This is a genomic window from Micromonospora taraxaci (assembly GCF_007830095.1).
In the GTDB taxonomy this organism is placed as follows: Bacteria; Actinomycetota; Actinomycetes; order Mycobacteriales; family Micromonosporaceae; genus Micromonospora; species Micromonospora taraxaci.
In genome coordinates this window covers 6,301,779-6,322,732 of sequence record NZ_VIWZ01000001.1, presented here as the reverse complement: position 1 = coordinate 6,322,732, position 20,954 = coordinate 6,301,779, and the positions used below count along the sequence as shown (strand labels likewise).

Genomic DNA, 20,954 nt, shown 5'->3' with positions numbered 1-20,954 from the left:
TATGTCACAGCTCATGGAGTCGGAATTCGGCTGCTCGACTGTCGCTTCGGCGACTACGCTCCTCCGATGCCTGAGCCAGCGCACCGATACCGCTCCGACGACGAGGACAGCGGCCGGTGGGCCGGATTCCCGTTCCGCGACGGCGACATCGTGATCAGCACCCGGTCCAAGAGCGGCACCACCTGGATGCAGATGATCTGCGCGCTGCTGGTGCTGGGCACTCCTGAGCTGCCGGCGCCGCTGAATGTGCTATCGCCCTGGCTGGACTGGCTTGCCGAACCCCGTGACGTGGTGTTCGACAGGCTGGCCGCGCAGCCGCACCGGCGGTTCATCAAGACACACACCCCGCTGGACGGGGTGCCTCTCGACCCCCGGGCGCACTACGTGGTGGTGGCCCGGCACCCGCTGGACATGGCGGTTTCCCTCTACCACCAGGCGGGCAACCTGGACCGGGCGCGCCTCGCGGAGCTGACCGGCCAGCCGGCCCCTTCCGGGCCGACCCGGGAGCGCGTGCCGGTGGAGCAGTGGCTGCGCAGCTGGGTCGACCAGGAGGTGGACCCGCGCGCCGAGCTGGATTCGCTGCCCGGGGTGATGTTGCACCTGACCGACGCCTGGGCGCGCCGACACGAGCCCAACGTCGAGCTGGTGCACTACGACGACCTGTTGGCCGACCTGGGCGGTGAGATGCGCCGGCTCGCCGACCGGTGGGAGCTTCCGAGTCCGGGGCCGGAGCTGGTGGAGGCGGCGACCTTCGGTCGGATGCGGGAGCGCGCCGACCGGCTCGCTCCGGACACGCTCGGTGTGCTGCGCGACCGCCGGGCCTTCTTCCGTCAGGGCGGCTCAGGCCAGGGCCGCGATCTGTTGGACGCCAACGCGCAGGCCGGCTACGAGAAGCGTGTGGCGGCACTGGCCCCGCCCGACCTGCTCACCTGGCTGCACCGCTGACCCGACCCCCGGTACCCCATGATCGACGTGGGGTGGGGGGAACGAGCGCGCGGCGCCGTTGGACCGTGGTCGCAACGTCGCCGCGCTCTGGCCGTCTCCCACCACCGCAGCCGTTCGGCGGTACGCCGGCGGGGACCTGGCTCGACCGGCCGTTCGTGCCGGTCGGGTTGTCGATCCCCGGTCAGTGCGGATCCAAACCCGCCGAACGTGGGGAATTCCACCATCTGCGAGTCCCGGCGTGGCGCGCTGCCGAACGGGGTATGAGCGGGGCATGGAGCATTTCACGATCGCGACCGTCGCCGAGAAGAGCCCGGATTTCCGGCGGGTGCTGTGGACCGGTGAGCACACCCAGTTGGTCATCATGACCATTCCCGCCGGTGGTGAGATCGGCGAGGAGGTCCACGAGGGCATCGACCAGATCCTGACGTTCGTCAGCGGCGTCGGCGAGGCCCAGGTCGCCGGTGAGAAGAAGAAGGTCGCCGCGGGCGACCTGGTCGTGGTGCCGTCCGGCACCAAGCACAACTTCGTCAACACCGGGCCCAACCCGCTGGTGCTGTACACCGTCTACGGCCCGCCGGAGCACGCCGACCAGGCCGTGCACCGCACCAAGGAGGAGGCCGACGCGGCGGAGGCGGCAGGCGAGGACGAGCCACCCACCGAGTGATCCAGCCGCCGGCTGCCTGATCCGGTCCGATGCGGGTACCCGCGGCGGGTGGAGCAGCAGCCGGCGATCTCCGACTACGCATTCCTCTCGGACTCTCGATCGGGTGCCCTGGTCGGCAAGGACGGGTCGGTCGACTGGTGGTGCCCGCACCGGTTCGACGGAGCCTCCGTGTTCGGGCGGCTGCTCGACCCGGGCGCCGGGCATTTCACACTGACGCCGGTGGGCGTCGGCGGACCGGGGTATCGGATGGAGCGGGCGTACCTGCCGGACTCCCTGGTGCTCCGGACGGTGCATCACACGCCGCAGGGCAGTGTGGCGGTCACCGACGCCCTCGCCGCCGAGGTCGGGGCCCGTGCCCACGAGCTGGGCAAGAACTCGCCCGCCGTACTGATCCGAGTGGTGCAGGGGCTGTCCGGGCGGGTGCGGATGGCGCTCGACTTCGTGCCCCGACCCGAGTACGGCCTGCTCACGCCGTACCTGCACGAGCAGCCCGACGGCAGTGTGCTGGCCGGCGCGGGCCCGGTGGTGCTGGTGTTGCGCGCCGACGACCTGGACCTGCGGGCGGACGTCGACCGGGTCAGCCACGAGTTCGAGATCTCCGCCGGTCAGGTGATCGGGATGGACGTGGCGTTCGGTGAGGCGTACGGCTCTCCGCCGGCGCGGATGGAGCCGTTGACCGCCCTCGCCGAGACGACGCAGGCGTGGCAGGCGTTCCGCGACACGCACATCTACAAGGGGCGGTACCCCCAACTCGTCCGGCACAGCGCGACGGTCCTGACCGGCCTCACGTACTCCCGCAGTGGCGCGGTCGCCGCGGCGCTGACCAGTTCGCTGCCTGAGCAGGTCGGCGGCGACCGCAACTACGACTACCGCTACTCGTGGCTGCGGGACTTCTCGTTGACGATGCGCGCGCTCTGGGTGGCGGCCTGTCCCGACGAGACGACGCGGCTGTTCGCCTGGGCGACCCGCTCGATCGGCCGGTTCGGCGACGAACCCGTGCCGGTGCTCTTCGGGTTGGAGGGTGAGCGGGACATCTCCGAGCACCACTGCGACCACCTGCGCGGATACCGCGACAGTCGGCCGGTCCGGGTCGGCAACGACGCCTGGCGGCAGCGGCAGCTCGACGTGCCCGGGGAGGTGATGTCGGCGGTGTGGCGGCTGCGCGACTACCTCGGCGCGAGGTTCGAGGGCGAGTTGCAGGAGATGGTGCTCGGGTTGGCCGAGCAGGTGGCCGCGACCTGGCGTCTGCCGGACCGGGGCATCTGGGAGACCCGGGACGAGGAGCGGCACTACGTCTCGTCCAAGGTGTCCTGCTGGCTGGCGCTGGACCGGGCGGTGGGGCTCGCCGACCGGCTCGGCGACCGGGCCGACCCGCGCCGCTGGGCAGCGGTACGCGACGAGATCCGGGACACCGTGCTGCGCGAGGGGTGGAACGAGCGGATCGGGGCCTTCACCGGGGCGTTCGGGTCGCCGGAGCTGGACGCCTCGGTGCTCGCCATGCCGGTGGCGCGCTTTCTGCCGGCCACCGACCCGCGGATGCGCTCGACCATCGAGATGGTCGAGCGGGACCTGGGTACCGAGAGCGGGTTGCTGCGTCGGTGGACGACCGACCCGGCCGGCTTCCTGCTGTGCTCGTTCTGGCTGGTGGAGTGCCTGGTGATGGCGGGGGAGCCGAAGCGGGCCGAGGCGCTGTTCGAGCGGGTGATCGGGTTCTCCAACGACGTGGGACTGTTCAGCGAGCAGATCGACCTGACCACCGGGGCGCAGCTCGGCAACACCCCGCAGGCGCTCTCGCACATCGGGCTGATCAACGCGGCTTGGCGGTTGACCGAGCCGGACAGTTTCTGACCGGTCGGGGGACTTCTCCCGGTCGAAATCCTGCAACAGACCTGCAAGCGCCAGGCATTGACGGTGATGCTTGCGCAGTCCTAGCCTCGAAACAGCGGGAAAGCCCTTTCCCAAGGTCTTTTCTCCCGCTTCACCCCGCTTCGGATCCGGGCATCCGACCCGGGGTACGCACCGATCCCAGACGAGGGCACCGCCGTGTCGACACGTCCCCAGGCGGGCCGTCGAGGGATCGCCACCACATGCGTCAAGGAGGACAACTGTGCAGAAGAGACGATCCCCCGGCCGACGACCACTCCTGCTGGCGGTGGGCGCCGCCGTGACCGTGGCAGCCCTCGCCGCAGGCATGACCTCGGCCTTCGCGGCCACCGTCTTCAACGACGACTTCAACGACGGCAACACGTCCGGCTGGTCCAAGTCCGGCGGCACCTGGACTGTCGACGGCTCGGGCGTGCTCAACCAGTCCAACGCCGGCAGCGAACTGGCCCGGCAGTTCGCCGGCCAGACCAGTTGGACCGACTACTCCGTACAGGCCCGGGTCCGGCCGGCGAGTTTCGGCTCGTCCAGCGCCCTGGTCGGGTTGGCCGCGCGGTCCACCAGCAGCACCAAGATGTACCGGCTGGCCCTGCTCGGCTCCGGTCGCGCCGAGCTGCAGGCGGTCAACGGCAGCTCCGTCACAGCGATCGGGTCCGCGTCGCTGGGCGTCGGCACCGGCACCTGGTACACAGTGCGCATCGAGGCCAGCGGCAGCACCATCCGTGGCTTCGTCAACGGCACGCAGATCGCCTCCGGCAGCAACAGCCTGACCGGCGCGGGCCGGATCGGCCTGGTCACCGCGTACGCCAGTGGCGGCTTCGACGACGTGCTGGTCGACTCCTCCGGTGGTGGCACCCCGACCACGCCGCCGCCCACCACCACGCCACCACCCACCACCACGCCACCGCCGACCACTCCGCCTCCCGCAGGCTGGCCGACGCCCACGGGCAGCCAGAAGGTGGACGCCACGATCCCCGTGTCCGGCAGCTTCGACGGCGGGCTCAAGCGCTACTACGGCATCGGTGACGGCGGGCAGAGCGAGAGCCAGGACCCGATGTTCGAACTGGCCGCCGGCGCCACCCTCCGCAACGTGGTCATCGGTGCGCCGGCCGGCGACGGCGTGCACTGCGAGGGCAACTGCACCCTGATCAACGTCTGGTGGGAGGACGTCGGCGAGGACGCCGCCACCTTCCGGGGCGGCACCACGTACACCGTCGACGGCGGCGGCGCCCGCTCGGCCAGCGACAAGGTCTTCCAGCACAACGGCTCGGGCACCGTCTACATCAAGAACTTCCGGGTGGAGAACGCCGGCAAGCTCTACCGCGCCTGCGGCAACTGTTCGACGTCGTACCAGCGGCACGTGGTGATCGACAACGTGACCGTCCGGAACACCGACGCGATCGCCGGCATCAACACCAACTGGGGCGACACCGCCCGGTTCAGCCGGATCACCATCGTCGGCGACCCGGACCGGGAGACGTCGATCTGCGTCAAGTACAAGGGCGTACCGAAGGGCAGCGAGCCGACCGAGATCGGCGAGGGCGCGGACGGCGTCAACTGCCTCTACTCACCCTCCGACATCACCTACCAGTAGGCACCGCACGCCGGCACCCCGCGGCCCGCGGGGTGCCGGCTCTCACGCCAGCACGGGTACGCCGGACACGTCGACAGTGTCCGGATATTTCAGTCCCGCTCCGGTGTTGAGGACCACCACCCGTTCGCCGGCGCGGATCCACCCGCCGGCGCGCAGTTGCCGCGCCGCCGTCAGACAGGCCGCGCCCTCGGGGCAGAGCAGCAAACCCTCCCGGCCCGCGAACTCCCGAAGGTCGGCCAGCAGGTCCGCGTCGTCGACAGCCACGGCGGTGCCGGACGACTCCCGCAACGCCGCCAGGATCAGCTCGTCGCCCAGCGGGGCCGGCACGGTGATGCCGAACGCCACAGTGTGCGCGTCCTCCCACGGCTCCGCCCGGTCCGCCCCGGCGGCGAACGCGCGAACGATCGGCGCGCAGCCGGTCGACTGCACGGCCACCAGTCGGGGCAGCTTGTCACCGACCCAGCCCAGCTCGCGCAGCTCGTGCATCGCCTTGTGGATGCCGATCAGGCCGACACCGCCCCCCGTCGGGTAGATGATCACGTCGGGGACCTGCCAGCCGAGCTGCTCGACGATCTCGTACCCCATCGTCTTCTTGCCCTCGAGCCGGTAGGGCTCGCGCAGCGTGCCGGCGTCGAAGATCGTTCCGTTCGACTCCGCGATCAGCTCGGCCACCCGCCGGCCGGCGTCGCTGATCAGCCCGTCGACCAGGCGCAGATCCGCGCCGGCGGCGACGCACTCGCGTCGGCAGATGCCCGGCGCCTCCAGCGGCATGACGATTGTCGCGCCCATCCCGGCCCGCGCGGCGTACGTGGCCCAGGCCGATCCGGCGTTGCCGTTGGTGGGCATGGCGATCCGCTCGACGCCCAGCTCACGGGCCCGGCTCACCCCGACCGCCGCGCCCCGTGCCTTGAACGAGCCGGTCGGGATCAACCCCTCGTCCTTGATCATCAGGTCCGTGATGCCGATCTCGGCGCCGTACGCGGGGGCGCGCAGCAGCGGCGTCCAGCCCTCACCGAGCGTCGTGACGTGCCGTGGATCGCCGACCGGCAGCAGCTCCCGGTAGCGCCACAGGTCGGCCGGGCGCAGCGGGAAGCGTTCCGGGGTGACAGCCTTCGCCACCGCCGGAAGGTCGTAGCGGGCCAGCAGTGGCGAGCCGCACTCGCAGAGGTTCTGCAACTGGTCGGAGGCGTGCTCGCGCCCGCAGCGCGGGCAGTCCAGGTGGGTCAGGTACACGTCGCTCCTCGCCGTCAGACCGCGTCGACGCTCAGCCAGTGCCGACTGCGCAGCCCCGGCTCGTAGACCGAGTCCAGCCGCTTGGCGACCACGCCCGGCAGGCCTTGCTCCTGCCCGGCGCGCAGGGCCTCGTCGCCCGCGCCGGGGAACCACGGCGGAGTCTGCCAGTGCGTACCCGCCAAGGCCAGCCCATCGAGCAGCTCCCGGCGTTGCGCGTACGGCACGTCGACGCTGCTCACGCCCTCCAGCCAGAGCAGGTCGACGACCAGGTACTGGGCGCCGGCGGGAACCCGGCTGCCGGTGGCCGGGCGGACCGGGCGCACCCGGCCGGCGCTGTCGATGCGCACCAGCACACCGTCGAGCACCGCCTCGGTGGGCGCGAGCGCCTCGGCCATGGCCCGCAGCCACTGATACCCGCCGGTGATCTCCTCGTCGGTCTCGGAGAGCAGCCGCAGCCGCCCACCGGAGACGTACGCCATCGCCCGGACCCCGTCCCACCGCAGCTCGTACCCCCAGGCGGCCCGGTCGCGGGGGAGCCTGGCGGCCGGCGTGGCGTGCATCGGGCGGACCAGATCGGGCATCGGCGTCCATCCGGGCGGCGGCGGGTCGGTGCGCCGGACCATCCAGTCCCGGCCGCCGGTGGCGAAGAGGACGTAACGGCCGGCGGTGCGGTCACCGGAGAGCGTCACGATCACCTCGTCGTCACGCCACTTCTCGCACCGGTAGGTGCCCCGGTCGTGGATCAGCATCCGGCCGCCGCCGTACTCGCCCGCGGGGATCTCGCCGGCGAAGTCAAGGTACTCCATCGGGTGGTCCTCGGTATGAACGGCAAGGTGGTTGCGGCCCGGGTCGCGGGGAAGGCCACGCGGCACCGCCCAGGACGCGAGCACCTCGTCGTGTTCCAGGCGCAGGTCCCAGTGCAGGCTGCGGGCGTGGTGCTGCTGGATGACGAAGCGGGCCGTGTCGCCGTCCGGGCCGGCGGCCGTGGGGCTCCGCTCCGGCACGGGCTCCGGTGTCCGGGTCGCGTCCCGTCGTCGCCGGTACTCCTCCAACCGGTCCGTCACACCCGCATTCTCCGGCAAACCGGACCGTCGCGCTGGACGCCGGAGTGTCCGGTTCGCTCGGCGGCAGAGGGCTCGGCGGGGTAGAACGGACCTCATGGACCTCACCGACCAGCCCGCTGCCCTGCTCCCCGGTGACGTGCGGATGCCCCTGCTCGGCTTCGGCACCTGGCAGGCCACCGGCCAGGCCGGCTACGACGCCGTGCTGGCCGCGCTCGACACCGGCTACCGGCACATCGACACCGCCACCGTGTACGGCAACGAGCGGGAGGTCGGCCGGGCGGTGCAGGAGAGCGGGCTGCGCCGCGAGGACATCTTCATCACCACCAAGCTCCCGCCGAACCGGGTGGGCCAGGAGCGCGCGACGTTGGAGGCCAGCCTGGAGGCGCTCGGTGTCGACCACCTGGACCTCTGGTTGATCCACTGGCCGCCGTCGTCGCCGACGGACAGCATCCCGCTGTGGCGCGAGCTGCTGGCCGCCCGCGACGAGAACCTGACCCGGGCGATCGGCGTCAGCAACTACAGCACCGGGCAGATCGACGAGTTGATCCAGTCGACCGAGGAGAACCCGGCGGTCAACCAGATCGAGTGGAGTCCGGCGCTGTACGACCGGCAGCGGCACGCCGAGCACCGGGACCGGGGAGTGGTGCTGGAGGGGTACAGCCCGTTCAAGACCAGTGACCTCAGCGACCCGGTACTGACCAGGATCGCGGCGGCGCACGACGTCTCCCCGGCGCAGGTGGTGCTGCGCTGGCACATCGACCACGAGATCGTGGCGATCCCGAAGTCGGTGACGCCGGAGCGGATCACCGCCAACTTCGACGTCTTCCACTTCTCGCTGACGGCGGAGGAGATGCGCGACATCGACGCGCTCGGCGACGCCTGACACGGCGGTTTCCTTCAGTCATCGCCTTGGCGATGAAGGGTATCGACATCGACGTTCGTGACGGTATAGCGTGCCCGTCATCACGATCGTCGATCCGTTCGTGCCCGCCGTCGCTGGAGGATCGCCATGACCCGATCACCATCCATCCGTCTACGCCGCCGCGGGGTGCTCGGCATCCCCGCCCTGGTGGTCGCCGCGTTGACAGTCGCCGCCCGCCCCCGGCCGGCGAACGCCGCACCGCAGGCCGAGTGCCTCGCCGACCTGCTCCAGGACGCCTGATGGCGACCATTCCCTGGCTCGTCGACGTGCTGCGCGGCGCCGGGGTCCAGGTCGTCGTCGAGGGCGACTGGCTCAACCGGATGCGACCCGGCTCCTTCGACCCGATCGGTGTGCTCTGGCACCACACCGCCTCCACCAGTAGCGCCAGCAACCCGCACCCGGCGCTCGGCATCTGCATCAACGGCCGGTCCGACCTGCCCGGGCCGCTGTGTCAGGCGCTCGTCGACTACAACGGTGTCTTCCACGTCATCTCCGCCGGCCGCTGCAACCACGCCGGGGTCAGTGGTGGCAGCGGGCCGATTCCGTCCGGGGACGGCAACACCCTGATGATCGGGTGGGAGATCGACTACAACGGCGTCAACCAGGAGATGACCGCCGCGCAGTACAACGCGTCGATCGCCGCCACCGCCGCCGTGCTCACCCGCCTCGGCCGCGACAGCAGCTATGCCCGCGGGCACCGGGAGACCAGCACCACCGGCAAGATCGACCCCTCCTTCATCGACCTCAACGTGATGAGGGCCGACGTCGCGGCGAAGATGGCCGGCAGCGGCACGGCCTGGTCCTCCACGGTGGACAACACCACCGCCGGCCGGTTCACCGCCAGCGCCAGCTGGGGTGTCTCGACCTACTCCAGCCAGCGGTACGGCGCTGACTACCGGTACGCCGACCCGGTCGCCGCCAGCGACCCCGCCTGGTACCGGTTCAACGTGCCGGCGGCCGGCAACTACCGGGTCGAGGCATGGTGGCCGACGAACAGCGGCTACAACAGCGCCACCCCGTACATCGTCGCCACCAGTTCCGGCAACCGGACCGTCTACGTCGACCAGCGGGCGACCGGCGGGCAGTGGCGGGTCCTCGGCACGTTCGCGCTGCCGGCCGGTGACGCCAACCGGGTGGCGGTGAGCCGGTGGAGCAACGCCACCGGTCTGGTCATCGCCGACGCCGTACGCCTCACCCGGGTCTGACCGCATCCGCCGCCCGACAGAATCGGGCAGCGGATGTCGGATCGTTGATCTAAGGTCATCGCTCCGCCTCAGTAAGGAGCAACGTGATCCGCTTCCGCACCATCCTGGCGACCGGCATGACCGTCGCCGCGACGGTCACTCTGTTTGCCGGCCCGGCGCAGGCCGCCGACAGCGTCAGCCGCCACGCACACGCCCACTTCGACGGCGACGGCAGCATGTTCGTCGACGTGAGCCGGCCTGCGGTCGGCGACACCGTCGTCGACGTCGAGTGGCAGAAGAGCACGTGTGGCGTCACCGACGGCGTGTACGGCTGTGACAGCGTCTCCCGCCGCGCGTACGACGTGCCGGTCACCCGTTTCTCGTTCTCGTTGACGGGCGCGAAGCTCACCGCGACGGTGCCCTACCAGGAGTCTCGGCAGCACTGCGACGTCGTCGACGGCGACGAGATCTGCGGCGAGCGGCAGGAGAGCACGGGCAGCACCACTCTCAAGGTCACCTGGGTGGCAAACGACGAGCCGCTCCAGCGCGAGCGGTGGACGGGGGAGGACGGCACCGTCCACATCACCACGTCCGCCTGGACGACCGTCTCGGGCAGCGGCTTCGGCAGCACGTACGACGATCCGGCGACCAGCTTCGGCAAGCTGTCCCGGACGCGGAGCATCCCGCCGGCCGTCTGAGCAGACCGGGACCGACACCGGGGCCGTGCGGTGGTGACCACCTGATCGCCACCGCACGGCCCCGGCCGTGTCGCTCAGTTGCGTGAGCAGGTCGCCCCGTTGAGCGAGAAGCTGCTCGGCGACGAGTACGACCCGTTCAGGGTCCCCTGGTAGCCGAAGCTGGCCGTGCCACCGGGCGCGATGGACCCGTTGTGACCGACGTTGCGGGCGGTTACCGCGGAGCCGCTCTGGCTGACCGTGGCGTTCCACGCGTTGGTGACGGTCTGCCCGCTGGGCAGCGAGTAGTTCAGCGTCCAGCCGTTGATCGCGCTGGACCCGGTGTTGGTCACCTGCACGTCGGCCGTGAAGCCGTTGTTCCACGAGTTCGCCGTGTACTTCACCGCGCAGCTCGCGCCACCGCTCGGCGGCGGCGTGGTCGGCGGCGGGTTGGTGGGGTTGCCACCGCCGTTGACGTTGGCCGAGAACGAGGTCACCGCGAGGCCGACGCCACCCTGCCACGGCTCGAAGCCGGCCTGGATGCTGGTCAGGTACCAGGAGTTGGTGATCGCGCCACGGTTGCGGGTGTCGTTGATGAAGTCCAGCACGCTGAAGTTCAGGCTGGAGATCGCGGACGACGCGACGTAGGAGATGACGTTGTTGGAGCCGTTGCTGCCCCGCCAGACCTCCCAGGTGCGGCCGGCCAGGTTGACGCTGCCGACCACCGAGCCGATGGGCTGGATCGGGCCCTGCCGGTTGAGCCAGATCATGATCTCCATCTGGTTCACGCCGTCCCGCTTGGGCGACGGGTCCAACCAGATGTCGTACGACGCGTTGTAGGTGGCGCCGCTGACGTACCGGTAGGAGATGCTGCTGGTGGCGCTGCTGATCTGACTCACCTGGATCGGCAGGTTCGTGCCGGGGGAGCAGTTGGTGTAGTGACAACCGAAGAACACCGAGGGGTACGCCGTGGGCGCCCCGTTGGTGGGGCTGCTGCCGTTCAGCGTGGTGATCTCGAAGCCGTTGTTGGTGACGTTGATGCACTGCTGGGCGGTGGTGCCCCAGCGGTTGTTCTGCACCACGTAGCGACCCTGGATGGTGGTCGAGCCGTACTGCTCACAGATCAGGGTGTCGGCGGAGGCGTTGCCGCCGAGGGCCACGGCCACCAGTGAGCTGGTGAGGAGGAGCCCGGCGGCGGCCAGGGCCCGAAGTTGACGTTTCATGACGCTCCTTGACTCGGCGCGTGCCGGGCGCCGGATGTGGTGGGGTGGTGCGGGAGCGCTCCCACGCTCAACGACACATTTACATGCTTGAAACTAAGGCGCAACTGCATGCGTCAAACTGGCGAATTGTGAGGATTGCCACGCCCCCGCCGGACGGCTGTCAACCGACAGCCAGCTAAGCGACGCGAACCGCCGACGAGCCCTGCCGAGACGGCCGATTGGGGCCTGGTGTGGGGCAATAGCTCCGAGTAGCGTGTTGCCTCCAACGCGTTCCGCTCCCCCTCCGGAGGCGTACACCACCATGGGTGGCTCCCCCCTGCGCATCCTCGTCGTCGGCGCGGGCATCGCTGGCCTCGCCGTGGCCCGGGCGCTGCGCCTGGCGGGCTTCCGGCCGGACGTCACCGACAAGCTGCCGCCGGGAGAGTCCACCGAAACCGGCCTCTACCTGCCCGGCAACGCCGCCCGCGCGCTGCACCGGCTCGACCTGCACGACCCGGTCCGTCCGCTCGGGCAGGTGATCCACCGGCAGCACTTCTTCGACGCCGCCGGCGCGCACCTCTGCGAGGTGGACCTCGACACCCTCTGGGCGGGTGTCGGCGAGTGTCGTGCGTTGCCCCGGGCCGACCTACACCGGGTGCTGCTCAGCGGCGCCGGCGGGGCCGTCCGGCACGGCGCCGAGGTCCGCACCCTGGAGCTGCTGCCCGGCGCGGTCGGCGTCACCTTCACCGACGGCACCACCACCGAGTACGACCTGGTCATCGGCGCCGACGGACCGCGCTCCTCGGTGCGGGCGCTGGCCGCGCTCGGAGGGCCGCCCCGGCCGGTCGGGCAGGTGGTCTACCGGGCCGTGCTGCGGGACGGCCCACCGGTCACCGAGTGGACCGCCCTGCTCGGCCAGCGCTCCGGCTTCCTGATGGTGCCGATCGGTGCCGGGCGACTGCACCTGTACGCCGACGAGGCCGGCACCGAGGAGCCCGCCGAGCCCCTCGCACGGTTGCGTGAACTCTTCGCCGACTACCGGGGCCCGGTGCCCGAGGTGCTCGCTGCCCTCGACGAGGTGCACGTCGGGATCACCGACGAGGTGGAGCTGGGCCGCTGGCACCGGGGACGGGTGCTGCTGGTCGGCGACGCCGCGCACGCCACCGCGCCGACGCTCTCCCAGGGTGCGGCAATGGCACTGGAGGATGCGGTGGTGCTGGCCGAGTCGCTGCGCGCCGCCAACAGTGTCGACGCGGCCCTGGTCGCGTACGAGAGTCGTCGCCGTCCGCGTACCCGATGGGTGCGGGACCGGACCCGAGACCGCAACCGGACCAGGGACGTGCCGCCGGCGCTGCGCGACCCCCTGCTGCGCGGACGCGGCGGCCGGATCTTCGGGGAGCACTACCGGTTGCTGCTCGGCCCGCTGTAGACCCGTTGTAGATCGTGTCACGCCACCCCACGCGGCGCTGCGACCTGCCGGGGACTATCCTCCTTGCGGATGACGGCCCGCCGATAACCAGCGTGTGCCGAGCGGGACAACCGAGAACCGGAGGCCACTCGTGACCACCGTCGCACCCAAGCCGGTCGTGACCCGGCCCTGGCCGGTCCGGGAGCCGGTCAAGGGGTCGGCCTTCGCGCGGCTGCTGCGAACCACGGACGCGAAGCAAATCGGGATCATGTACATGATCACCGCGTTCGTGTTCTTCATGATCGGTGGCCTGATGGCCCTGATCATGCGGGCTGAGCTGGCCCGACCCGGGCTGCAGTTCCTCTCGCCCGAGCAGTACAACCAGCTCTTCACGATGCACGGCACGATCATGTTGCTGTTCTTCGCGACGCCGATCGTGTTCGCCTTCGCGAACTACATCGTGCCGATCCAGATCGGCGCGCCCGACGTCTCCTTCCCCCGGCTGAACAGCTTCGCCTACTGGCTGTACCTGTTCGGCGGCACGATGGCGACCGCCGGGTTCATCACCCCGGGCGGGGCCGCCGACTTCGGCTGGTTCGCGTACGCGCCGCTGAGCAGCGTCGAGCACTCGCCGGGCGTCGGCGCCAACATGTGGATCATGGGTCTGGCCATCTCCGGTCTGGGCACCATCCTCGGCGCGGTGAACATGATCACCACGGTGCTGACCCTGCGCGCGCCCGGCATGACCATGTTCCGGATGCCGATCTTCACGTGGAACATCCTGGTCACCAGCCTCCTGGTGATCCTGGTCTTCCCGCTGCTGGCCGCCGCGCTGTTCGCGCTGGCCGCGGACCGTATCCTCGGCGCCCACGTGTACGACCCGGCAACCGGCGGGCCGATGCTCTGGCAGCACCTGTTCTGGTTCTTCGGGCACCCCGAGGTGTACATCGTCGCGCTGCCGTTCTTCGGCATCATCAGCGAGGTCATCCCGGTCTTCTCCCGTAAGCCGATCTTCGGTTACAAGGGTCTGGTCGCCGCGACCGTGGCGATCGCCGCGCTCTCGATGAGCGTCTGGGCGCACCACATGTTCGCCACCGGCCAGGTGCTGCTGCCGTTCTTCAGCTTCCTGAGCTACCTGATCGCCGTGCCGACCGGTATGAAGTTCTTCAACTGGATCGGCACCATGTGGCGGGGCCAGATCAGCTTCGAGACGCCCATGCTCTGGGCGGTCGGCTTCCTGGTCACCTTCCTCTTCGGTGGTCTGACCGGTGTGCTGCTGGCCAGCCCGCCGATCGACTTCCACGTGTCGGACTCGTACTTCGTGGTGGCGCACTTCCACTACGTGCTCTTCGGCACGATCGTGTTCGCGGTGTTCGCCGGCATCTACTTCTGGTTCCCGAAGATGTTCGGCCGGATGCTCGACGAGCGGCTGGGCAAGGTGCACTTCTGGCTCACCATGATCGGCTTCCACACCACGTTCCTGGTGCAGCACTGGCTCGGCAACGAGGGCATGCCCCGTCGGTACGCCGACTACCTGCCCGGTGACGGCTTCACCACGCTGAACATGATCTCCACGATCGGCGCGTTCATCACCGGTATCTCCACGCTGCCGTTCATCTACAACTGCTGGAAGTCGTACAAGACCGGCCCGGTGGTCGAGGTGAACGACCCCTGGGGTCACGGCAACTCGCTGGAGTGGGCGACCAGTAGCCCGCCGCCGCTGCGCAACTTCGACAAGATGCCCCGCATCCGCTCGGAGCGGCCGGCGTTCGACGCGAAGTTCCCGGAGTTGGCCGCCGGCGGCCAGAGCCTGGCCGGCCCGCCGGAGGGTGGCTCCAAGCCGCTCACCAGCGAGTCGGACGGCGGCGCAAGCTACCGCGAGGACACCGCCAGCGACATCGACAGGCACTGACGCTCACACTCGGCAGTACGACGGGCGCCGCCCCCGGGACTACTCCGGGAGCGGCGCCCGTCGCCGTGTGCGGGGTCGGCCTGCTCTCGTTCTACCTCGGGTGCCGTCCAGCCTGGCGGCTGCCGGGGACCATGTCCTGACGAGCGTGATTCCGCTGTGGCATCTTGATTCCGCTGTGGCATCGCGGTCCCCGGGGTGCACGCCCGTCGAACGACGGTAGGGCCACCGAACGGCAACGGTGCGACGATGGGCGATCAGCCCTGCCCCACACGACGGTCGGCGATGTCGTACCGCCGGGGGTTGGTGTGCGGGTGACCTGTCAGTGGGCAGCGGGGGTGAGGTCGGCCTCGACGGGCGAGCCGGCGGTCGCGGCCTTGCGGCGGCGGCGCAGCTCGATCGGGAGCACCACCAGGGTGACCAACGCGCCGAGTGCTCCGGTGACCACGAAGCCCCAGAGCGGCGAGCTGGCGTCGATCACCGCGCCGGCGAGCGGCGCGCCGATCGCGATGCCCACGGTGACCGCCGACCCGTGCAGTCCCATCGCCTCACCGCGTACCTGGGCGGGGACCAGGCGGCTCACCGCGTCGGAGCCGGCCGCGATGGTCGGCGCGCAGAGCGCACCGGCCGGGATCAGCGCCAGGCTGAGCAGCCACCAGTGCGCACCACCCAGCCCGACCGGGATGGTGCACAGGGCCAGCGCGGCGGTCAACGCCAGCGGGGAGAACGAGCGGTGCACAGCTCCGTAGGCGAACCCGCCGGCGAGAGAGGCGACCGCCCAGATGGCCAACACCGCGCCGGTCCAGCCCACCTCGCCACTGGCTCGCAGCACCGCGACCACCGCCACGTCGGTGCCGCCGAGCACCAGGGTCGCCGCGGCGCTGAGCGCCAGCACGGCGAGCAGTCGGGGAGTCAGCCACTCCCGGCGACGTACCGGCTGTGGTGGGCCGCTCGGCTCAGCGGTGGCCTCCCGGATCGGCGGGTTGACCACCCACAGGGCGATCCCGGCGGCGACGATGCCTCCGCCGACCAGGTACATGGTGGTCTGCGCGGAGATCGCGGTGACCAGGGCGACGGCCAACGCCGGGCCGATCATGAACGACAGCTCCACCGACATCGAGTCCAGCGCGTACGCCGGACGGCGTTGGTCCTCCGGTACCAGCGCGGCGATCGACTGACGGACCACGGAGAAGATCGGCAGGGCCAGCGAGCCGGCCACGAAGGCAAGCGGCAACAGCAGGGGGTACGACAGCGACGGCGCGATCGACCAGAAGATGGCCTCGGCGACGCCGGTGAGCACCAGCACCGGGCGTAGGCCCCGCCGGTCCACCAGTCGGCCGAGGATCGGCCCGCCGATCGCCGCGCCCACTGTGACGGCCGTGCCCACCAGGCCGGCGGCTCCGTAACCTCGACCGAGGTCGAACACCACGTGGAAGGTCAGCGTCACCCCGGTCGCGGTGAGCGGGATGCGGGCGAGGACAGCCACCACCAACAGCGACCGCAGGCCGGGCAGTGCGAGCGCCTGCCGGTAAGGCTTCATGTTCACGTGGGTCCGTACCTCCGGCGACATCCTCGACGGGAGACGGCCCGATGGCCAACCATTTACGCCCTCATGCGGCAGTGATCACAGGATCCCCGTGCAGAGTCACCCCGGCGCCCTCCATCGCGCGCAGTGCCACGTCGGTAGTCGCCGGGGCGACGGCGGCGGTCAGCTCCAGCAGCACGGTGGTGGCGAACCCCTCGCGTGCGGCGTCCAGCGCGGTCGCCCGTACGCAGTGGTCGGTGGCAATGCCGACCACGTCGACCCGGTCGACGTCGTGCCGGCGCAGCCAGTCGGCCAGGCACTCGCCGTCGGCGGCGTGCCCCTCGAACCCGGAGTACGCCGCCGCGTGCTCGCCCTTGTGGAAGATCGCCTCGACCCGGGCGGTGTCGAGTTCCGGGTGGAACTCCGAGCCGCTCGTGCCGACCACGCAGTGCCGGGGCCAGGACTCCACGAAGTCCGGCGGATCGCCGAAGTGAGCGCCCGGGTCGACGTGGTAGTCCTTGGTGGCGACGATGTGTGTCCACCGGTCCGGATCGTTGGCGAGCAGCCGGGAGATGCCCGAGGCGACCCCCGCGCCGCCCGGGACGGCCAACGAGCCGCCCTCGCAGAAGTCGTTCTGCACGTCCACGATGATCAGCGCGTTGGCCATCGGGGTTCCCTTTCCAGATCGAATCGGTGGGAGGTTTCAGTCAGCGGGCACGACGGTGACCGGCACGGCGGGGTCGCCGGCCGACAGCTTCAACCCCTCCCACGGGATGGAGATCAGGCATTCGCGCAGGTGCTCCCGCGACTGGTCGAGGGTGGGCAGCGACACCGGCTCGCCGCCGACCACGTACGAGTGCTGGAGCATTCGGTCGTTCGGCTTCCGGTCCGGCACGCCCTGCGGGACGATGATCTCCTCGGTGGCGGTGCCGGTCGGCTTGTGCCGGCGGACCGCTACCTTCCGGCCGCCGATGGTGGCCTTGTGCTCGGAGCGCTTCACCACCGGCCGCCCCTCGACCTCGACGAGCTTGTAGACCAGCCCGGCGGTCGGCGCTCCGGAGCCGGTGACCACCGCCGTCCCGGCGCCGTACATGTCCACCGGTTCGGCGGCCAGCGCGGCGATCGCGTACTCGTCGAGGTCACCACTAACGATGATCTTCGTTTCGGTGGCGCCCAGCGAGTCGAGCAGCTCGCGGGACTGCTGGGCGATCACCGCCAGGTCGCCCGAGTCGATCCGTACCGCCCGCAGGTCCGGCCCGGCCACCGCTATCGCGTTGCGGATGCCCTGACTGATGTCGTACGTGTCGACCAGCAGCGTGGTGTCCCTGCCCAGCGTGGCGACCTGCGAGGCGAACGCCGCCCGCTCGTCGTCGTGCAGCAGGGTGAACGCGTGCGCCGCCGTGCCCGCCGTCGGGATGCCGTAGCGCGCACCGGCGGCGAGGTTGGACGTGAACCGGAACCCGGCCAGGTACGCGGCACGCGCCGCGGCCACCGCGGCCTCCTCGTGCGCCCGACGCGATCCCATCTCGATGAGTGTCCGGCCCCGCGCAGCGGTCACCATGCGGGCCGCCGCAGCGGCGACAGCGCTGTCGTGGTTGAGGACGGAGAGCACGAGTGTCTCCAGCACCACGCACTCGGCGAATCCGCCGGAGACGGTGAGGATCGGTGAGCCGGGGAAGAACAGTTCACCCTCGGCGTACCCGTCGATGTCGCCGGTGAAGCGGTAGTCGGTGAGCCACGCGGCGGCCGACTCGTCGACCACCCCGGTCCGGCGGAGGAAGTCGACCTCGGTGGGGTCGAACCGGAAGTCGCGGATCAGATCGACCAGCCGACCGGTGCCGGCGACCACGCCGTACCGGCGACCACTGGGCAGTCGGCGGCTGAACACTTCGAAGACACACCGGCGGTCGGCGGTGCCGTCCCTCAGTGCCGCGCTGACCATGGTCAGCTCGTAGTGGTCGGTCAGCAGCGCGGGTCGGTGGTTGCTCACCGCCCCAGCCTAAGGTTCAGCCCGCGTCGCCGCCTTCGTGGCCCGGGATCGAGCGCAGCGCGGCCCACAGTTCGGCGCGGCCGGTCACGCCGAGCTTGGCGTAGATCCGCTGGAGGTGGTTCTCCACGGTGCGTGCCGATAGGTACAGCCGTTCGGCGATGGCCCGGCTGGGCGCGCCGTGCGCGGCGAGACGGGCCACCTGCCACTCCCGCTCGGTGAGCACCGGCGCGCCCGCGTGCAGCGCCGGCGTCCGGATCGAGTCACAACGCCCGAGCAGCCCGGCCAGGCGCTCCCGGGCGTCGTTGGCCGCCGCCGAGTGCTGCCGGCGCAACCGCTGCACGGCCTGGGAGGTGGCCTCGGCCGCGTACACGGTCAACTCCAGGGCGGCATAGTCGTCGGCGACCGCGAGCAGGTCGGTGGCGGAGTCGGTCACCGCGGCGCGGGCGTGTCGGGCCAGCAGCGGCGGAAGCACCCCGTCGACCCGTTCGGACAGCTCGGCGAGGCGCTGGGCGACCGTCCGGCGGCCACCGTCGGAGCAGGTGGGACCCACCGGCATGCTCGCCTGGTCCAGTCGCACCAGGTCGTGCAGGACGTGCACCTCGTGCCCGGCGAAACCGTCCGCGCGCAGCCGGTCCACCAGGTCCCCGAGGTGCTTGACCGCGCCCGGCAGGTCGCCCGACGCGGCGATGGCGGCCCCCCGAGCCTGCTCCAGCCACGGGTAGAGCACCGCCATGCCCGGCGCGTGGGTGCGGTCCGCCTCGGCCATCGCCGCCGTCGCCTGCGCGGCGTCACCGCGCAGCGCCGCTGCCTGGGCGCGCTCCGCCTGGGCCAGGCCGGCGTAGACCCGGCTGGTGGCCAGCACCGCGCACGCGCCCAGGGCCGTCCGCATCGCCGCGTCGCTCTGCCCACGCATCCGGGCCGCGTACGCCTGGAGGATGGCGAGGTAGCCCGTGCCGAGTCGGAAGTCACCGGCACCGGCGAGGTCGGCGAACTCGTCGGCCACGATCGCGTCGATGCCGGCCAGGTCGCCGGTGAGCATGAGCCTGGTGCCCCGGGCCAGTTCCAGTGCCAACTGGAGGTACGGCATGTCGGTGCGCCAGTTGGCGGCAGCGGAGTGCACCTGGGCGATAGCCGTACCGCTGCGGTTGAGTTGGCCCTGCGCGGCCTGCACGTACGCGATGGTGGAACGCGCCAGCTCGCGGGCGGCGACGCCGGCGGCCGGCCGGTCCAGTACGCGTTGGCTGAGCCGCACGGCGGTTGCCGTGTCCATCCCGTGCAGGCGCATGATCGCCTCGAACGCGTGCACCCGGGACCGGTCCGCGGAGTCGCTGAGTTGCTCGACGCGGCTCGCGATCTCCTCCACCGTGGACTGTCGACTCAACCCCCAGTAACTGACCATCCCGCGCACGGTCAGCCAGCGGCAGAGTCGCCGCTCGTCGCCGGGCTCGGGGGTCACCGTGTCGAGAACCCCGATCGCCTCCTCGGGCCGGTCGGCGAACATCAGGATGGTGGCCAGCAGCTCTGCCGCGTCGGAGCCGCCGTCGGCGTTGAGCGCGGCGCGTGCCAGGCGGGTGGCCAACGGCACGTCGTAGCGGGTGAACGCCTGGACCGCGGCATCGACCAGCAGCGCCGGGTCCTGTGCGGTGCCCGAGTCGAGTCGCCAGACCGCCACCCGCAGCAGGTCGTCGCGGCGGCGCTTGCCGACCTGTTCGAGCAGTTCCGCGAGGTTCGCCTGGAGGCGGCGGGTGCGGCTGACCGGGCAGCGGCGGCGCATCACCTCGCCGTAGAGCGGGTGGGCCAACCGGACGTCGGTCCGCCGGTCGTGCTGGATCACACTGATCAGGCCGCGTTCCTCGGCGGTCTCCACGTCCGCCTGGTCGGCGGCCTGTTTGAGCAGGTGCAGGCCGAGCGGTTCGCCGAAGGCCACCAGCTCGACGACCGCACGGACGCCGTCGGTGAGCTTGCCGACCCGGGTGTCGATCAGATCCGTGAGGTTGGGCGCCAACTCCAGTCGCCCGGTCCACTTCCAGATCCCGTAGGTGCGCTTCAACTCCGCGCTGCCGCTGGCGGCGTGCACCAACTCGCGGAGCAGCAGCGGGTTGCCGGCCGACAGTTCCCCGAGCCGGTCGGCGGAGCCGGAGTCCACCGGGCCACCCAGGATGGCCGCCAGCAGGCCCGCCGTCTCCTCCTGCGGCATCGGGCTCAGTTCGACGTGCTCGACCAGGTCGTCGGTCCAGAGTGCGCGGATCGGCAGCGGGATCTGCTCGCCGTCGCGCAGGGTGCCGAGCACTGTGGCGTTCTCCGCGCGGGCGACCAGGTGCACCAGCGCCGCCGAGGGCGGGTCGAGCAGGTGGGCGTCGTCGATGGCGAGCACGATGCGTCGGCCCGCCGCCTGCTGTTGCAGCACGTTGAGCGCCCAGCGCAGAATGCCGGCGGGGGAGAGGCCCTGAGGCTGCTCGGCGGGGAGGACCTGCACCAGACCGCCGAACGGCAACGCGGCGGTGGTGGCGCTGGCCGCGATGGACCAGATCGCGAACCGGTCGGTGGGCAACGCGTTGACGCCCTCGCGCAGCAGTCGGCTCTTGCCGATGCCCGCGCTGCCGCTGAAGAAGAGCCCTCGGCCGGCCTCGCCGGTCACCGCCGCCAGCAGGCGGTTCAGCTCATCTGTCCGGCCGACGAACTCCCACCGACTCATCCGCGCAGCATATCGACCGGAATCCGTCTGCGCCCGTACCGTCACCGAACGAAGTTGAGTAGTC

At 70.9% G+C, this 20,954-nt stretch carries 17 protein-coding genes; 10 read left to right on the top strand and 7 right to left on the bottom strand.

All coding sequences use genetic code 11. From position 1 onward, the window contains the following. Positions 1 to 66 precede the first annotated feature (66 nt). The 4 genes from FHU34_RS28615 (at position 67) to FHU34_RS28600 (ending at position 5,084) form a co-directional block, all read left to right on the top strand. On the top strand, positions 67 to 945 hold the full coding sequence (locus FHU34_RS28615; protein WP_145785288.1) for a sulfotransferase domain-containing protein: 879 nt from the start codon (positions 67 to 69) through the stop codon (positions 943 to 945). Between the two features lie 271 nt (positions 946 to 1,216). After that, on the top strand, positions 1,217 to 1,609 hold the full coding sequence (locus FHU34_RS28610; RefSeq protein WP_145785287.1) for a cupin domain-containing protein: 393 nt from the start codon (positions 1,217 to 1,219) through the stop codon (positions 1,607 to 1,609). 48 nt (positions 1,610 to 1,657) lie between these two features. Further along, positions 1,658 to 3,457, top strand: coding sequence for a glycoside hydrolase family 15 protein (locus FHU34_RS28605; RefSeq protein WP_145785286.1), 1,800 nt, complete (start codon positions 1,658 to 1,660; stop codon positions 3,455 to 3,457). 259 nt (positions 3,458 to 3,716) lie between these two features. After that, positions 3,717 to 5,084 carry a pectate lyase gene (locus FHU34_RS28600; protein WP_145785285.1) on the top strand — a complete coding sequence of 456 codons (1,368 nt, stop codon included), beginning with the start codon at positions 3,717 to 3,719 and terminating at the stop codon, positions 5,082 to 5,084. 42 nt (positions 5,085 to 5,126) lie between these two features. Here the strand turns inward: FHU34_RS28600 and FHU34_RS28595 are convergent, their stop codons facing one another. Together FHU34_RS28595 and FHU34_RS28590 are read right to left on the bottom strand one after the other, a co-directional pair. Continuing rightward, the gene (locus FHU34_RS28595) at positions 5,127 to 6,317 is read right to left on the bottom strand and encodes a threonine synthase (RefSeq protein ID WP_145785284.1); all 1,191 of its coding nucleotides are present in this window, start codon (positions 6,315 to 6,317) and stop codon (positions 5,127 to 5,129) included. Positions 6,318 to 6,331: 14 nt separating this feature from the next. Beyond that, positions 6,332 to 7,381 (bottom strand): DNA polymerase ligase N-terminal domain-containing protein, encoded by a 1,050-nt coding sequence (locus tag FHU34_RS28590; protein WP_145785283.1) that lies wholly within the window; start codon positions 7,379 to 7,381, stop codon positions 6,332 to 6,334. A 94-nt stretch (positions 7,382 to 7,475) separates the two neighbouring features. Here FHU34_RS28590 and FHU34_RS28585 point away from each other — a divergent pair, with 94 nt between their 5' ends. The 4 genes from FHU34_RS28585 (at position 7,476) to FHU34_RS28575 (ending at position 10,185) form a co-directional block, all read left to right on the top strand. Further along, positions 7,476 to 8,264 (top strand): aldo/keto reductase, encoded by a 789-nt coding sequence (locus FHU34_RS28585; protein ID WP_145785282.1) that lies wholly within the window; start codon positions 7,476 to 7,478, stop codon positions 8,262 to 8,264. A 126-nt stretch (positions 8,265 to 8,390) separates the two neighbouring features. Further along, positions 8,391 to 8,543 carry a hypothetical protein gene (locus tag FHU34_RS33150; RefSeq protein ID WP_167524917.1) on the top strand — a complete coding sequence of 51 codons (153 nt, stop codon included), beginning with the start codon at positions 8,391 to 8,393 and terminating at the stop codon, positions 8,541 to 8,543. Then, positions 8,543 to 9,508 (top strand): golvesin C-terminal-like domain-containing protein, encoded by a 966-nt coding sequence (locus FHU34_RS28580; protein ID WP_145785281.1) that lies wholly within the window; start codon positions 8,543 to 8,545, stop codon positions 9,506 to 9,508. The genes FHU34_RS33150 and FHU34_RS28580 overlap by 1 nt, the downstream gene beginning before the upstream one ends. Before the next feature lie 83 nt (positions 9,509 to 9,591). Beyond that, a complete protein-coding gene (locus FHU34_RS28575) occupies positions 9,592 to 10,185 on the top strand; it encodes a hypothetical protein (protein WP_145785280.1) in 594 nt (197 codons plus the stop codon). Between the two features lie 74 nt (positions 10,186 to 10,259). Here FHU34_RS28575 and FHU34_RS28570 read toward each other — a convergent pair whose 3' ends face one another. Continuing rightward, complete coding sequence (locus tag FHU34_RS28570) at positions 10,260 to 11,384, bottom strand: glycoside hydrolase family 12 protein (protein ID WP_145785279.1); 1,125 nt, start codon at positions 11,382 to 11,384, stop codon at positions 10,260 to 10,262. 301 nt (positions 11,385 to 11,685) lie between these two features. Here FHU34_RS28570 and FHU34_RS28565 point away from each other — a divergent pair, with 301 nt between their 5' ends. Together FHU34_RS28565 and ctaD are read left to right on the top strand one after the other, a co-directional pair. Further along, the gene (locus tag FHU34_RS28565; RefSeq protein ID WP_145785278.1) at positions 11,686 to 12,792 is read left to right on the top strand and encodes an FAD-dependent monooxygenase; all 1,107 of its coding nucleotides are present in this window, start codon (positions 11,686 to 11,688) and stop codon (positions 12,790 to 12,792) included. Positions 12,793 to 12,922: 130 nt separating this feature from the next. After that, on the top strand, positions 12,923 to 14,683 hold the full coding sequence (ctaD, locus tag FHU34_RS28560; protein WP_145785277.1) for an aa3-type cytochrome oxidase subunit I: 1,761 nt from the start codon (positions 12,923 to 12,925) through the stop codon (positions 14,681 to 14,683). 319 nt (positions 14,684 to 15,002) lie between these two features. Here ctaD and FHU34_RS28555 read toward each other — a convergent pair whose 3' ends face one another. Genes FHU34_RS28555 through FHU34_RS28540 form a run of 4 tightly spaced genes read right to left on the bottom strand, consistent with a single transcriptional unit; the run spans position 15,003 to position 20,890 of the window. Beyond that, positions 15,003 to 16,250: an MFS transporter gene (locus FHU34_RS28555; protein ID WP_145785276.1), complete on the bottom strand. Its 1,248-nt coding sequence runs from the start codon at positions 16,248 to 16,250 to the stop codon at positions 15,003 to 15,005. Between the two features lie 40 nt (positions 16,251 to 16,290). Beyond that, a complete protein-coding gene (locus FHU34_RS28550; RefSeq protein WP_145785275.1) occupies positions 16,291 to 16,872 on the bottom strand; it encodes an isochorismatase family protein in 582 nt (193 codons plus the stop codon). A 36-nt stretch (positions 16,873 to 16,908) separates the two neighbouring features. Next, positions 16,909 to 18,195 (bottom strand): nicotinate phosphoribosyltransferase, encoded by a 1,287-nt coding sequence (locus tag FHU34_RS28545; protein ID WP_145785274.1) that lies wholly within the window; start codon positions 18,193 to 18,195, stop codon positions 16,909 to 16,911. 16 nt (positions 18,196 to 18,211) lie between these two features. Continuing rightward, positions 18,212 to 20,890 (bottom strand): LuxR C-terminal-related transcriptional regulator, encoded by a 2,679-nt coding sequence (locus FHU34_RS28540; RefSeq protein WP_145785273.1) that lies wholly within the window; start codon positions 20,888 to 20,890, stop codon positions 18,212 to 18,214. Positions 20,891 to 20,954 lie beyond the last annotated feature (64 nt).